The following is a 13,512-nucleotide window of genomic DNA, read 5'->3' on the forward strand; positions in this document are numbered from 1 at the left end:
AAGGGTTGATCGAACATGGGCGCATCGGGTCCGTTCGGCGGTCTCGACCGTAGGCGCTTCCTGACGAAGGCGATGGCGGCCGGTGCGGTGGGTGCATTGGCCTCGTGGGCGAATCCGATCATCGAACGCGCCCATGCGGCCGATCCTGCGGGGCAGGGCGGGCTGGGCGATATCGAGCATTTCGTCCTGCTGATGCAGGAGAACCGTTCCTTCGACCACTATTTCGGAGCGTTCTCCGGCGTGCGCGGTTTCGGCGAGGCGTCCACCGCCTGGCGGCAGTACGGGTGGACGCCCGGAATCGGTCCCGCCCCGGACGGTTTCGTGAATCCGTTCCGTCTCGACACCACGCGCGGGCCCACGCTGGACGGCGAATGCGTCAACGATCCCGACCACAGCTGGGGTGGCATGCACCGGGCGTGGAACGGTGGCGCGAACGACCGGTGGATGCCGATGTCGATCGACAGCGTCGGACCGGCCAACGCTCCCGCCGCCATGGGGTATCACCTGCGAGAAGATATTCCGATCCATCACGAACTCGCGGACGCGTTCACCCTGTGCGACAACTACCACTGCTCGGTCCTGGGCCCCACCGACCCGAACCGGCTGTACTGGATCGGCGCGACCGTCGACCCCGACGGCGCCGCGGGCGGTCCGCTGGTCGAAACGCCGCTGCTGCTCCCGCGTCATGCCTACAGCTGGCGGACCTACCCGGAGAACCTGTCCGAGGCGGGCGTGGACTGGAAGATCTACAACAATCGCGACTTCGGTCCGCTCGCCTCGGTGCTGCTGGACGGGATGATCGGCTGTTTCACCCAGTCCTCGGACCCGAATTCGGAACTCGCGCGGCGCGGGACAGCCCCGACGTACCCGAACGATTTCCAGGCCGACGTCGCCGCCGACCGGCTGCCCGCCGTCTCCTGGGTGGTTCCGTCGGTGCTCACCTGCGAACATCCCGCGCTGCCCGCCGCGTTCGGCGCTTTCGGCATCGTCCAGCTGCTCGACATCCTCACCTCGAATCCGGCGGTATGGGAGAAGACCGCGCTCATCGTGAGCTATGACGAGAACGGCGGCTTCTTCGACCACGTCGCCCCGCCGACCGCGCCACCGGGAACACCGGGGGAGTTCCTGACGGTTCCCTTGGATCGGGTGTCGTCGTCGGCGGGTATCGCGGGGCCGATCGGACTGGGCTATCGCGTTCCCGGCCTTGTCATCTCGCCCTACAGTCGCGGCGGACTCGTCGCCTCGGAGACGTTCGACCACACCTCGCAGTTACGTTTGCTCGAAACCAGGTTCGGTGTCGAGGTGCCGAATCTGACGGCGTGGCGACGTGGTGTCACGGGGGATATGACATCGGCTTTCGACTTCGGTACCGCGCCGGATCCGACGTCCCCGGTACTGACCGATCCCGGACCGCGAATCGGCGCGGCCGCGGCGCAATGCGGTCCCAATGTCGCGCTCGGCACCGCGAATCTCGGCATCCCCTACCCGGTTCCGCCCAACGCGATGCCGGAGCAGCGGCCGGGTGCGCGTCGGAGCCCGAGTGGGCTGGTATGACACATCCCGGACATGCGACAGTGGCCCGACCCGAAGCGGGTGGGGCCACTGCCCGAAGGAGAGGTCAGCCGGCGGTGGCGGGAACCCAGCGCACGGATGCGAAAGCTGGACGTTTTCGCATGGCCGCGAAACTGTGCCGTGCCGGACTGATCAAAGCGGTGAACCATGAGCGGCGGTGCTCGGCGAGCGCGGCCGCGACAGCGGGGATCTGGATGCAGTGCACGCCTCCCGCCATTCCCAGGCGGTGGCGACCCGACTGGTTGATTCTGGTGCCCAATGAGTTTCCTTTGCTAGCTGGTTCTGGCCTGGATCGCCACGGCGAAGATTAGCCGACAAAAAGGGCGCCGCAGAGTATTTTGCGCGAGTAATTGCCTCGGCGTGTCGGAAGTTCGACGCGCGGGTGCGGGGGCCGGGCGGAAATGTTGCGAATCGGTCTCGGCGTCATCACGGATCGGGCAAAACCGGCGAGTGGAGGTGAATTCGGGATCCGCGATGGGTAATCACGCGCTTCGGAGCGCGCCACTCGCGTCACCGCGGGACGGCGTCGGCACGCGGGTGGTCGGCGGTGCGGGGAATCGCGAATGCGAGACTGTGGGCATGTTGCGGATCGGCCTCACCGGAGGCATGGGAGCGGGTAAGTCGACGGTGGCGCGGATCCTGGCCGAACGGGGCGCGGTGGTCATCGATGCCGACGCCATCGCGCGCGAGGTCGTCGCGCCCGGCACCGAGGGCCTCGCGGCGTTGGCGCAGGCGTTCGGACCGGAGATCCTGGCGGCGGACGGCAGCCTGGATCGGCCCGCGCTCGCGGCCCGCGCATTCGCCGACGAAGAATCCAGGAAGAAGCTGAATTCGATAACTCATCCCCTGGTCGGAAAGCGCACGAAGGAATTGATCGACGCGGCGGAATCCGACGCGATTCTGGTGCAGGATATTCCGCTGCTGGTCGAGAGCGGAATGGCGCCGTATCTCCATCTGGTATTGGTGGTCGACGTCGACGCGGAAACTCGAATTCGCCGACTCGTCGAATTCCGGGGGGTTCCCGAAGCCGATGCGCGGGCCAGGATTTCGGCACAGGCCACCGATGAACAGCGTCACGCCGTCGCCGATGTGCTGCTCGACAACAGCGGCGAGCCCGGTGCGATCGAGCCGGTGGTGCATCGGCTGTGGGAGCGGCGACTGGTGCCGTTCGAACGTAATCTGCGTGCCGGAACGGTCGCGGCGCGGGAACTGCGGCTGGTTCCCGCCGATCCGGAATGGGCGGCCCAGGCGCAGCGGCTGATCGCCCGGCTGGCGGCGGCCTGCGGGTCGGCCGCGATCCGGATCGACCACATCGGATCGACCGCCGTACCGGATCTGCCCGCCAAGGATGTCATCGACATCCAGATCACCGTCGCGGATCTCACGGCCGCCGATGGATTGCGAGATGCGCTGGGAGCCGCGGGTTTTCCGGTCAAATCGCACCTGGCGCACGACAACCCGAAGCCGACCGGGGCCGATCCCGCGGGCACCGATACCGCGCTCTGGGCCAAGCGCGTGCACGGCAGCGCCGATCCGGGACGACCCGCCAACGTCCATCTTCGCGTCGAAGGATCACCGGGGGCGGAGTTCGCCCTGGCATTGCGTGACCGGCTGCGCGCCGACGCCGACCTGCGGTCGGAATACCTCACCGTGAAGCGGAAGGCCGAAGCGGCGGCGGCCGACAGCTCCGGAGAGGCCGCGGCCGAGGCGTACTACGCGGTGAAGGAGCCGTGGTTCGACGACGTCTACGAGCGGATTCGCGGCGCGGCGGACTGAGTGACCGCGCGCTGTCGCAGCAGCGCGACCAGTCGGTCCAGGCTCTGGTCCCAGCCCTCTCGCGCGCCGTCCTCCGGGGCGAGTGGTCCGGGGGCGAGCAGGTGGAAGGTCATCGTGGTCTTGTTCGCCTCGGTTTCGGCGAAGGTCACCGTGGCGACGGATTCGCTGTCCGCGCTGCCGTCACCTGTCGGATCACCCCAGGTGAAGACCAGGCGTTCCGGTGCGACGATCTCGCGGAACACGCCCGCGCTCGGATAGCGGGCGCCGTCGGTGTCGGAGACCATGACCGAGTCGTAGCGGCCACCGACGCGCGGCTCGACGACGATGGTGTCGCGCGGTGTCGAGAACCCGTGCGGACCGGCCCACAGCACCAGTTGGTCGGGATCGAGCCAGGACTCGAACACCAGCTCGCGGGGCGCGTCGAAGGTACGGACTATGGTGAATTCTCGGTCGCTCATAATCGAAAAGTCCTCTCGGCATGGTGGATTCGTGCATTCGGTGTGGGGCTGTGAGGTGCGGCGCTACGCGCCCTTCATCCAGTCGGGGGCGCCGGAGGGGAAGCGATTCCGGAAATCCATGACGCCGACCCAGGTGGGGCGCACGACGATTCGTTCCATGCGAGGCGCCATCGCGCGCAGGAATTCGAGCCGTTCGGCGGCGCCCTCGCCGCCGCCCTTGTTCATCGCCAGCGCGTACTCCGGTGCCAATCCGTCGATTTCGTGAATTTCCGCCCGGCCGCGTATCAGCAGAACTTCCGGTGGTGCGGATTCGGTGTCGATCGTGATCGCGACATCGGGGTGCCTGCGCAGCATTCGCGCTTTCTTCGACGGCGCGAAACCGGCCATGATCAATTCCGACCCGTTCCACCAGAAATTGATCGGCAGTACTCTCGGGGTGCCGTCGGCGGCGGTGAAGGCCAGGCGGGCGGGCAGATTCGCCGCGAGCAGGCGCCGCGCGGTATCGGTCTCCAACAGGCGGATATCGCCCTGGGGCAGTTCGGTCGATGCGGTCATCGGTCGCTCTCCTTGTGCTGTATGCGGCGCAGATGTTCGTCCAGGCGGTCGAAGCGGCCGTCCCAGAACTGCCGGTATCGGTCCAGCCAGTCGGTGGCCGTGCCCAGCGGCGCTGCCTCCAACCGGCACGGGCGCCACTGCGCGTGTTGCCCTCGGGTGATGAGTCCGGCGCGTTCGAGGACCTTCAGATGTTTGGAGATGGCGGGCAGGCTCATCGCGAACGGTTCCGCGAGTTCGGTCACGGTGGCCTGGCCCTCGGCCAGACTCGCGAGGATCGCCCGCCTGGTCGGATCCGCGAGTGCCGCGAAGGTTCTGCTGAGTTCGTCGCCCGTCATGGCTTGTATTTAACCACCTAGCTAATTAACTGGATGGTTAAATGCTGCATCCGACGGAACGGGTTGTCAAGGGTGGCCGAACGAGGTGGAGAACTACTTCCAGGTCAGCGTGATGCCGAGCGATTCCGTCCAGCGCTCCAGCGAATAGCCGTTGGCCGCGATGCCGTCGATCGCGGTGGCGGCACGTTCGATCGCGGCCTGGGATTCGGCCGCTCCGAGCAGTCCCGCGGTGTGGGCGGCCAGCAATTCGTCCACATCGAGCAATTCGGTGTCGCGTCCGGTGCGGACCACGATGTCGAGGTAGTGGTCCACCGAGGTCCAGCGTTCGTCGGTCACCCGGGTGAACTCGCCGATATCGAGGTAGTAGTCCTGATCGCGCTGATGTTCGGGGTGGTAGTGGAAGATCGACACCCGCAGCCCCAGATCGGGCAGCAGCCACGATTCGATGTAGTGGAACTGCGGATGATCGGCGGTCCGTGCCATGTACAGGCCCCACGATTCCACGTGGTACTGCTCGACCGCCCGGACGAACCCCTTGGGGTCGGTATTGGTCAGGCTCTCGAGATCGAAGTACTCGACCTTGGGCCGGTGCACGTCCACTGTTGGTGCCTGCGTCATGTCCTCAGAATCTACCGGTGTACCGCCCGGCGTCGAGTCGGACAGGGCTCGGCCGGGCGGTGGAGATGGCTACATCCAGGTCAGCACGATGCCCTCCGAGGCGAGCCACTGCTCGAGGTCGTGCTCGTGCGACGCGCATCCGTCCACGACCTTCGTGGCCCGGTCGAAGGCCCGCCGGGCCCCCGCGGCGTCGAGGAAACCGGCCGCGTGCGCCGCGAGCAGTTGCTCGGCGCCGTGCAATTCGGCGGGCCTGCCCTGACGTACGACGACGTCGAGGTAGAGGTCGGTCGCCCGCCATCGTTTCGGCGTGACCTCGGAGAATTCGCCGATATCGAGCCGATAGTCGTGTTTGCCGAACCGGGCCGGGCGGGTGTGCTCCCTGGTCGCCCTGATCCCGAGATCGGGCAGCAGCCAGGTTTCGGTGTGACGGCGTTCGGGCCGGTCGGCGGCGCGCGAGATGTACAACCCCCACGATTCCCGATGGCAGCGGTCGACCGAGGTGATGTAGCCCCTGCTGTCGGTGCAGGTCAGGTCCGCGAGGTCGAAATATTCGACGAGCGGTCTGCGGACCGGGTTCCCCGGTGGCGCCTGCGCCGGCTCGGCGCTGCCGCGCCGCAGATCACGGGCCATATAGCCGGCTATTCCGGACATCGTCGGTGCGGCGACGAGCAGGGGAACCAGAACACTCATGGCGAGTCCTTCGGCAGGTCCGGTAAACAATCAGGCTACACCCGGCACGGTCTCGGCGTGCGGTGCGGAAATATCCGGTCGCGGCCCGAATAGAGTTGCCGCCCGGTATGTTTCGCGGCGTACCATGCGGGGCGCGTCGTCGTCGCTGTGAGTCGTCTCTCGTTCCCGGCAGCCGGTCGCGGGTATGGCCCGACTCCGGTGCCGTCGGCCGATTCCCCGTGGTCGGGACCACACGGGCACTGCGGCGGTGCGCACATGCCGGGAAATCTGTCGGTGGGTCCGCCTACGCTGGTGAACATGGCATTCGCAACCGAGATTCCGGCCGAGGGCTACGAGGACCGGGCCCACGGTGAGACGCCGCTCGCGCATTCGGAGTTCCGTCCGGTCGGTGTGATCGAGCGTGCCGACGGCCGCTTCCAGGTCGTCAGCGACCACAAGCCCGCGGGTGATCAGCCCACCGCCATCGCCGAGTTGCAGCGCAGGATCGAGGCGGGGGAGCGCGATGTGGTCCTGCTCGGCGCGACCGGTACGGGTAAATCGGCGACCACCGCGTGGCTGATCGAGAAATTGCAGCGACCGACGTTGTTGATGGCGCCGAACAAGACGCTGGCCGCGCAGTTGGCCAACGAGTTGCGGGAGATGTTGCCCAACAACGCCGTCGAGTATTTCGTCTCGTACTACGACTACTACCAACCCGAGGCGTACATCGCCCAGACCGATACCTATATCGAGAAGGACAGCTCGATCAACGACGACGTGGAGCGGCTGCGTCACTCGGCGACATCGAGTCTGCTCTCGCGGCGTGACGTGGTCGTGGTCGCCTCGGTGTCGTGCATCTACGGCCTGGGCACACCGCAGTCCTATCTGGACCGGTCCGTGCAACTCGAGGTCGGCGCCGAGATCGACCGCGACGCGCTGCTGCGGCTGCTGGTCGACGTGCAGTACACCCGCAACGACATGTCCTTCGTGCGCGGCTCGTTCCGGGTGCGCGGCGACACCGTCGAGATCATCCCGTCCTACGAGGAACTCGCGGTGCGCATCGAATTCTTCGGTGACGAGATCGAGGCGCTGTACTACCTGCACCCGCTCACCGGCGACGTGGTGCGTCAGGTGGACACGCTGCGCATCTTCCCCGCCACCCACTACGTCGCGGGCCAGGAGCGCATGGAACGCGCGGTCGGCGATATCGAGCGGGAGTTGGAGGAGCGGCTGACCGAACTGGAACGGCAGGGCAAACTGCTCGAAGCGCAACGCCTGCGGATGCGCACCCAGTACGACCTGGAGATGATCCGCCAGGTCGGTTTCTGTTCCGGCATCGAGAACTATTCGCGCCATATCGACGGCCGCGGGCCCGGGACGGCGCCCGCCACGCTGATCGACTATTTCCCCGAGGATTTCCTGCTCGTCATCGACGAATCCCATGTCACGGTCCCGCAGATCGGCGGCATGTACGAGGGCGATATGTCGCGGAAGCGGAATCTGGTCGATTTCGGCTTCCGCCTGCCGTCCGCCGTCGACAACCGGCCGCTGACCTGGGAGGAATTCGCCGACCGCATCGGCCAGACCGTCTATCTGTCGGCGACGCCCGGCCCGTACGAGCTGGGGCAGGCGGGCGGCGAGGTGGTCGAGCAGGTCATCCGCCCGACCGGCCTGGTCGATCCGAAGGTGGTCGTGAAACCGACCAAGGGCCAGATCGACGATCTCCTGCACGAGATCCGCGCGCGCACCGAACGCGACGAGCGCGTCCTGGTCACCACCCTGACCAAGAAGATGGCCGAGGATCTCACCGATTACCTGCTCGGCCTCGGCGTCCGGGTGCGGTACCTGCACTCGGAGATCGACACCCTGCGCCGCGTGGAACTGCTCCGCCAGCTGCGGTTGGGCGAATACGACGTCCTGGTCGGCATCAACCTGCTGCGCGAGGGTCTCGACCTGCCGGAGGTGTCGCTGGTGGCGATTCTCGACGCCGACAAGGAGGGTTTCCTGCGCAGCAGCACCAGCCTGATCCAGACCATCGGCCGCGCCGCCCGCAACGTCTCCGGCGAAGTGCACATGTACGCCGACAAGATCACCGACTCGATGCGTCACGCCATCGATGAGACGGATCGGCGCCGGGCCAAACAGGTCGCCTACAACACCGAGAGGGGCATCGACCCGCAGCCGCTGCGCAAGAAGATCGCCGACATCCTCGATCAGGTATATCAGGAGGCCGACGACGAGGTCGCGGTCGGCGGATCGGGACGCAACGCCAGCCGCGGCAGACGTGCCCAGGGCGAGCCGGGCCGTGCGGTCAGCGCCGGGGTGTACGAGGGGCGCGACATCAAGTCGATGCCGCGCGCCGAACTCGCCGACCTGGTCAAGGAACTCACCGCGCAGATGATGAACGCGGCCAGGGAACTGCAGTTCGAACTGGCGGGCAGGCTCCGCGACGAGATCTCGGACCTGAAGAAGGAACTGCGAGGCATGGACGCGGCCGGGCTCAGTTGAGCACCGGCCGGTCCCGATCACACCTGCGTCGCCATCCATTCGTTCACGCGCCGCTCGGCCTCCTCACGCGAGACGTCCTCGACCCTGGTCATCACCGCCCAGCGATGACCGAACGGGTCGATGACGACGCCGTAGCGGTCACCGGTGACGAAGGTCTGCGGCGGTTCCGCGCTGCGCGCGCCGTGCGCGACGGCGCGTTCGATGACGGCGTCCACGTCGGGGCAGTAGTGCACCATCGAGGTGTGCACCCACTCGCCGTTGGGGGCGAGCACGCCGTTGTCCGGAATCGGCATACCCATCTGCAGGATCGAGTCGCCGATCTTCAGCTCGGCGTGGGCGGGTTGGCCGTCGGGCATATCGTTGCGGCTGATCACCTCGGCGCCGAAGACCGCGCCGTAGAATTCGATCGCCTTCCTGCCGTCGGGGACAGCGAGGAAACAGGTGATCGAGTGGTAGCCGTCGGGGATGGGTCGCACTGTCGAAATCTCTGTATCGCTCATGGGGACAACTCTGCTCGACGGTCGAGGCGCGGTCTTGTAAGAAAGCGACACGGTGTCTGACGGGGTCGGGGGCGTTCCGGGCGCGGACGACGTCAAGGGCATCCTGCACCCGGTCGAGCAGGCCAGGCACCGCACGCTGGCGCGGCTGCCCGCGGGACCGTCGGTCGACCGCTTCATCGAGTGGTATTGGTCGGTGCGCTGGGATCTGCGCGGACGCCCGCCGTATTTCGCCGAGGTGCTCTCCTATCCGTGTGTGAACATCACTTTCGAGCGCACCGAGACCCGCACCGGGGGATTCGTCAACGGTGTCGGCACGACCAAATACATTCGCGAACTCGGCGGACTCGGTGAGACATTCGGCATCCGTTTCCGTGCGGGCGGTTTCGGCGCCTATACCGGATTGGATGTCGGCGCGTTCCGTGATTCCGCCGTCGAACTGGCCGAGGTAATACCCGAGGCGGCCGGGCTCACCGATCGTGTGCTGGAGGCATCATCCGATGCCGAACGCCGGGCGATCATCGAGGAATTCTTCGGCACGCGGTCGTGTCCCGACGACCCGACCTATCGGCTCGTGCTGCGCGTCGTCGCCGCGATGGAGCGTGATCTCGAGCTGACGCGGGTCGATCAGGTCGCCGACCGGTTCGGGATCCCGGTACGCACACTGCAACGGATGTTCCGTCGCTACGTGGGGGCGGGCCCGAAATGGGTGCTGCGCAGGTATCGGCTGCAGGACGGCGCGGATCTGCTCGCCCGCGGCCGGACCGAGGACCTGGCCGCGCTCGCCGCCGAACTGGGCTACTTCGATCAGGCGCATTTCTCGCGGGAGTTCACCGCCGAAGTCGGAATGCCGCCGTTGGAATACGCGAAGAATTCGGTACGATCGCGTAACGAAGTTACTGCCAAAGTTTTTCCGCCGGGGCGGTAGCGCGCTGGCGTCGCCGAGACCCCGCTGTGATGAATATCCCAGGGCCGCAACTTGGTTCGCCCGACTTGTGACGGGTCACAGAATTCGATCCGCGGAATTGAATCGGCCCTGGTAGTTCGTGCCCCGTGGATTCTGTCGAGTGACCCGGGCGTGTGAAAGCCGCGACGCCACCGAGTGTGATGTGCTGCGATTTGTGAAATTTCGGGGTGATTTGCCGCTATGGTCGAGCGCAGTCGCCGCAACGGTGCTCCCGACTCGTCCGGGTAGCGCTGCTGCAGGCACCCGACCCACATAGTTGGAGGACTCATGACCGCCTACCGGACCATTGTTGTCGGTACCGATGGCTCGGACTCGTCGTACGTCGCCGTCGAAAAGGCCGCTTCGCTGGCCGGCGCCTCGGGTGCGACCCTCGTCGTCGCGTGCGCCTTCTACCCGACCGACGATCGCGACGTGGCCGCCGCCGCCGATGTACTCAAGGACGAGGCGTACCAGGTACGCGGGTCCGCTCCCACCAGCGAGATCCTGCGGGTCGCCCGCGACCGCGCCACCTCGGCGGGCGCGAAGGAGATCGTCGAACGCGCCATCGTCGGCGAGCCCGTCGAATCGCTGCTCGACCTGGTCAAGGAGGTACAGGCCGATCTGCTCGTGGTCGGTAACCGCGGCCTGAACACCCTGGCGGGACGACTGCTGGGGTCGGTGCCCTCCGATGTGGCGCGCAAGTCGCGTTCGGACGTCCTGATCGTGCACACCGTCCGCTAGACGGCGAATCCGCGAGGCCCCGCATACCGCCCGTTCATCGGTGCGGATGCGGGGCTTTCGCGTGTCAGGCCAGCGCGCCGAGCACCGGCGGCAGCGCCTCGGAGTGCACCACGGTCAACCGCTGGGTGGCGCGGGTCAGCGCGACGTAGAGATCGTTGAGACCGCGCGGTGATTCGTCGAGTATCCGATGCGGTTCCACCAGATACACCCCGTCGAATTCCAGGCCCTTCACGTCGTGCACGGTCAGCACCCGCACCGATTCCGCGGCCAGCCCCGACAATTCGGGAACCAGGTCGTGCGGGGCGATGACGGCCGTGGTGCCGGGCCCGGGCTCCGCGGCGACCGAATCCGCCAGCGCGGTGGGCAATTCGGCCGCGGCGACCCGGATCGCGCGCGGCGCGTTACCCGATTCGCGTACCGAACGCGGTACGGCGGTACCGGGATCGATGGCGGCGAGCACATCGGCGGCGACCGCCATGATCTCGGCGGGCGTGCGGTAGTTGACGGTCAACTCGGTCAGCTTCCAGCGTTGTGCCACATACGGTTCCAGCATCGACTGCCACGACGACGCACCCGCGGGATCACCGGTCTGGGCCACATCGCCGACGACGGTGATCCACCTGTTCGGAATACGCCGCATCACCATGCGCCACGCCATCCCCGACAGTTCCTGTGCCTCGTCGACGATGACATGCCCGTAGGTCCAGGTGCGGTCGCCCGCGGCACGTTCTGCCGTGGTCTGCCTGGCCCGCACGTCCTGGCGCTCGGCGAGCTGACTCGCGTCGATCAGGTCGTAGGCCATCAGGATCTCGGGATCGAGTTCGTCTTCGAGATCCTGCGGGGCCGAACCGGTGAGGATGTCGAGCGCGTCCTGGGCTTCTGCCAATTGGGCGCGCCAGCGACGCCGCGCGCGTTCGCGATCCTCGGTGTCGTCGACGCCGAGCAGTTCGGCGAGCTCGTCTAGCAGAGGCGCGTCGGCGGCGCTGAACTCGCCGTCGTCGTCGCGGACCAGTTCGGCGCGATCTGCGGGGTCGAGCGAGGACGCCACCCGATCCAGGCGTTTCGGATCGGCGAACAGGTCCGCGAGGACGTCCTGCGGCGCCAGGATCGGCCACAGCCGTCCGATCGCCGCCTGCACGGCGGGATCGGATTTCATCTCGTCCCTGATCTCGGCGAGATCGGTACCGCTGAGCAGACTCTGGCCGCCGGACAGATCCGCGCCCATGGTCTGGGCGAGCTGTTCGGTGAGCGCGTCGATCACCGAACTCGCGAAGATCGGGCGCGCCAGGTTGTGCGGACGCCGCGAGGATCTGGCCCGGCCCCTGGCCTTGGTGGCGATCTTGCGGTCCAGCAGCACCGGATAGCCGTCGAAGGCGAGCCGGATCGGGTCGGCCGGGATCTCCTGACGGTCGCGCACCGCCTGTTTGAGCACCTCCAGGATCGCCGTCGAACCCTTCACCTCGCCCGCTCGCAGGGAATCCGCGCGGGTGGCCTTCACCCCCGGGTACAGGTCGCCGATGGTGGACAGGAGCACACCCGTCTCGCCCAGCGAGGGCAGCACCTGCCCGATGTAGTCGAGGAAGGTGGCGTTGGGACCGATGATGAGCACGCCGCTCTTGGCCAGTTGCTGGCGATAGGTGTAGAGCAGGTAGGCCGCGCGGTGCAGGGCCACCGCGGTCTTGCCGGTGCCCGGTCCGCCCTGGACGACGAGCACGCTCTTGTGCTCGGAGCGGATGATCGCGTCCTGCTCGGTCTGGATCGTCTCGACGATGTCGTTCATATGGCCGGTGCGGGCCGCGTTCAGTGCCGCGAGCAGGGCGCTCTCGCTACCGACACCGCCGTCGCCCTCGGACGTCCCGGCCCGCCTCGCCGCGTCGAGATCCAGGTATTCGTCGTTGATCGCGGTCACCTTGCGGCTGCGCGATCGGATATGCCTGCGCCGGATCACCCCGTCGGGGGTGGCCGTGGTGGCGAGGTAGAACGGGCGGGCCAGCGGGGCGCGCCAGTCGAGCAGCAGGGTCTCGTAGTCGTCCTTCTCGTCGAGGATGCCGAGCCTGCCGATATAACGGGTCTCACCGTCGCCGGCGGCGACCGAATCGGTCACATCAGCGGAATCGGCCGCAGTGGCTTCCAAGTCGATGCGACCGAAGCACAGCCCGTGCTCGGCGGCGTCGTATTTGGACAGGTCCTCGTTGTAGAGCTGACTGAACGATTCCCGCTCGGTGCGGGCCTGCGGCGTGCCGCCGGTTTCGAGCAGCACGGCCTTGAGCCGGTTCTTGGCGTATTCGCGCATGCCGTCGAGCCGGTCGTACAGTACGGACAGGTATGCCTGCTCCTGTGCGATCTGCAGGTCGCGGTTCCGCTCGGGAGCGCCGTCGGGCTCGGCACGGTCCTGGGTGAGGCGGTCGGGCAAAACTGAACTCCTTGTCACCGCGATGAGCCGGGCAGCGCGCGAAAAGGTTGTGGCTCGCGCGCGAGTGAAAACAGAGTTGTCGAGTCTACTGTGCTTCCGGCACGTTCGCCGCAACCGCAGGTGGAACCCCGGAAGCCGGGACCGGTTCGAAGTGGCGCACGGTGGGGAAGGGATCGTAGAAATGGTGCAGCAATCGGGACCACTTCTCGTATTCCGGCGATCCGCGAAAGCCGTCGACGTGATCGCGCAGCGTGTCCCATTCGACGAGCAGCAGATACGTTCCCGGCGTCTCGACACAGCGTGACAGCGACAGTGTTCGGAAACCGGGCATGGATTCGATGATCAGGCGTGCCCGCGCGAAGGCCGCCTCGAATTGCGCGGCGCGGTCCGGCCGGACGGGCAGCAGGACGTGTTCGATGATCAT

The 13,512-nt window shown here is 66.9% G+C and carries 14 protein-coding genes; 5 read left to right on the forward strand and 9 right to left on the reverse strand.

Annotation, left to right across the window (positions count from 1 at the left end; genetic code table 11):
• The first annotated feature begins 15 nt into the window (after window positions 1-15).
• Window positions 16-1,554 carry a phospholipase C gene (locus OG225_RS04790; RefSeq protein WP_405180556.1) on the forward strand — a complete coding sequence of 513 codons (1,539 nt, stop codon included), beginning with the start codon at window positions 16-18 and terminating at the stop codon, window positions 1,552-1,554.
• Window positions 1,555-1,618: 64 nt separating this feature from the next.
• Here the strand turns inward: OG225_RS04790 and OG225_RS04795 are convergent, their stop codons facing one another.
• On the reverse strand, window positions 1,619-1,831 hold the full coding sequence (locus OG225_RS04795; protein ID WP_157978896.1) for a hypothetical protein: 213 nt from the start codon (window positions 1,829-1,831) through the stop codon (window positions 1,619-1,621).
• Between the two features lie 320 nt (window positions 1,832-2,151).
• On the opposite strand from OG225_RS04795, the gene coaE reads away from it, so the two are divergent.
• On the forward strand, window positions 2,152-3,348 hold the full coding sequence (coaE, locus tag OG225_RS04800; RefSeq protein ID WP_405180557.1) for a dephospho-CoA kinase: 1,197 nt from the start codon (window positions 2,152-2,154) through the stop codon (window positions 3,346-3,348).
• Here the strand turns inward: coaE and OG225_RS04805 are convergent.
• The 5 genes from OG225_RS04805 to OG225_RS04825 form a co-directional block, all read right to left on the reverse strand.
• Entirely contained in the window at window positions 3,318-3,806 is a 489-nt protein-coding gene (locus OG225_RS04805) for an SRPBCC domain-containing protein (RefSeq protein WP_405180558.1), read from the reverse strand. The two genes, coaE and OG225_RS04805, sit on opposite strands and share 31 nt — an antisense overlap.
• Window positions 3,807-3,869: 63 nt before the next feature.
• A complete protein-coding gene (locus OG225_RS04810) occupies window positions 3,870-4,361 on the reverse strand; it encodes a pyridoxamine 5'-phosphate oxidase family protein (RefSeq protein ID WP_405180559.1) in 492 nt (163 codons plus the stop codon).
• On the reverse strand, window positions 4,358-4,696 hold the full coding sequence (locus tag OG225_RS04815) for an ArsR/SmtB family transcription factor (protein WP_405180560.1): 339 nt from the start codon (window positions 4,694-4,696) through the stop codon (window positions 4,358-4,360). The genes OG225_RS04810 and OG225_RS04815 overlap by 4 nt, the downstream gene beginning before the upstream one ends.
• A gap of 93 nt (window positions 4,697-4,789) precedes the next feature.
• Entirely contained in the window at window positions 4,790-5,314 is a 525-nt protein-coding gene (locus OG225_RS04820) for a DUF402 domain-containing protein (protein ID WP_405180561.1), read from the reverse strand.
• A gap of 69 nt (window positions 5,315-5,383) precedes the next feature.
• On the reverse strand, window positions 5,384-6,004 hold the full coding sequence (locus OG225_RS04825) for a DUF402 domain-containing protein (protein WP_405180562.1): 621 nt from the start codon (window positions 6,002-6,004) through the stop codon (window positions 5,384-5,386).
• Between the two features lie 297 nt (window positions 6,005-6,301).
• Between OG225_RS04825 and uvrB the strand changes: the two genes are divergently transcribed.
• Entirely contained in the window at window positions 6,302-8,491 is a 2,190-nt protein-coding gene (gene uvrB / locus OG225_RS04830; RefSeq protein ID WP_405180563.1) for an excinuclease ABC subunit UvrB, read from the forward strand.
• Between the two features lie 17 nt (window positions 8,492-8,508).
• On the opposite strand, the gene OG225_RS04835 is transcribed toward uvrB, so the two are convergent.
• The gene (locus tag OG225_RS04835) at window positions 8,509-8,991 is read right to left on the reverse strand and encodes a glyoxalase/bleomycin resistance/extradiol dioxygenase family protein (RefSeq protein WP_216911169.1); all 483 of its coding nucleotides are present in this window, start codon (window positions 8,989-8,991) and stop codon (window positions 8,509-8,511) included.
• 52 nt (window positions 8,992-9,043) lie between these two features.
• On the opposite strand from OG225_RS04835, the gene OG225_RS04840 reads away from it, so the two are divergent.
• Together OG225_RS04840 and OG225_RS04845 are read left to right on the forward strand one after the other, a co-directional pair.
• Entirely contained in the window at window positions 9,044-9,916 is an 873-nt protein-coding gene (locus OG225_RS04840; RefSeq protein WP_405180564.1) for a helix-turn-helix domain-containing protein, read from the forward strand.
• A gap of 306 nt (window positions 9,917-10,222) precedes the next feature.
• Complete coding sequence (locus OG225_RS04845) at window positions 10,223-10,675, forward strand: universal stress protein (RefSeq protein ID WP_216911167.1); 453 nt, start codon at window positions 10,223-10,225, stop codon at window positions 10,673-10,675.
• Window positions 10,676-10,739: 64 nt separating this feature from the next.
• Here OG225_RS04845 and OG225_RS04850 read toward each other — a convergent pair whose 3' ends face one another.
• On the reverse strand, window positions 10,740-13,088 hold the full coding sequence (locus OG225_RS04850; RefSeq protein ID WP_405180565.1) for a HelD family protein: 2,349 nt from the start codon (window positions 13,086-13,088) through the stop codon (window positions 10,740-10,742).
• An 85-nt stretch (window positions 13,089-13,173) separates the two neighbouring features.
• On the reverse strand, window positions 13,174-13,512 hold the full coding sequence (locus tag OG225_RS04855) for an antibiotic biosynthesis monooxygenase family protein (protein WP_405180566.1): 339 nt from the start codon (window positions 13,510-13,512) through the stop codon (window positions 13,174-13,176).

The organism is Nocardia sp. NBC_01377 (assembly GCF_045040005.1).
Taxonomy (GTDB): domain Bacteria; phylum Actinomycetota; class Actinomycetes; order Mycobacteriales; family Mycobacteriaceae; genus Nocardia; species Nocardia noduli.

Excerpts from the sequence above, each read along its gene's own strand:
- OG225_RS04790 (WP_405180556.1), top strand. The coding sequence starts at position 16 with ATGGGCGCATCGGGTCCGTTCGGCGGTCTCGACCGTAGGCGCTTCCTG.
- OG225_RS04815 (WP_405180560.1), bottom strand. The coding sequence starts at position 4,696 with ATGACGGGCGACGAACTCAGCAGAACCTTCGCGGCACTCGCGGATCCG.
- OG225_RS04805 (WP_405180558.1), bottom strand. The coding sequence starts at position 3,806 with ATGAGCGACCGAGAATTCACCATAGTCCGTACCTTCGACGCGCCCCGC.
- OG225_RS04855 (WP_405180566.1), bottom strand. The coding sequence starts at position 13,512 with ATGATCATCGAACACGTCCTGCTGCCCGTCCGGCCGGACCGCGCCGCG.
- OG225_RS04845 (WP_216911167.1), top strand. The coding sequence starts at position 10,223 with ATGACCGCCTACCGGACCATTGTTGTCGGTACCGATGGCTCGGACTCG.
- coaE (WP_405180557.1), top strand. The coding sequence starts at position 2,152 with ATGTTGCGGATCGGCCTCACCGGAGGCATGGGAGCGGGTAAGTCGACG.
- OG225_RS04820 (WP_405180561.1), bottom strand. The coding sequence starts at position 5,314 with ATGACGCAGGCACCAACAGTGGACGTGCACCGGCCCAAGGTCGAGTAC.
- OG225_RS04835 (WP_216911169.1), bottom strand. The coding sequence starts at position 8,991 with ATGAGCGATACAGAGATTTCGACAGTGCGACCCATCCCCGACGGCTAC.
- OG225_RS04825 (WP_405180562.1), bottom strand. The coding sequence starts at position 6,004 with ATGAGTGTTCTGGTTCCCCTGCTCGTCGCCGCACCGACGATGTCCGGA.
- OG225_RS04810 (WP_405180559.1), bottom strand. The coding sequence starts at position 4,361 with ATGACCGCATCGACCGAACTGCCCCAGGGCGATATCCGCCTGTTGGAG.
- uvrB (WP_405180563.1), top strand. The coding sequence starts at position 6,302 with ATGGCATTCGCAACCGAGATTCCGGCCGAGGGCTACGAGGACCGGGCC.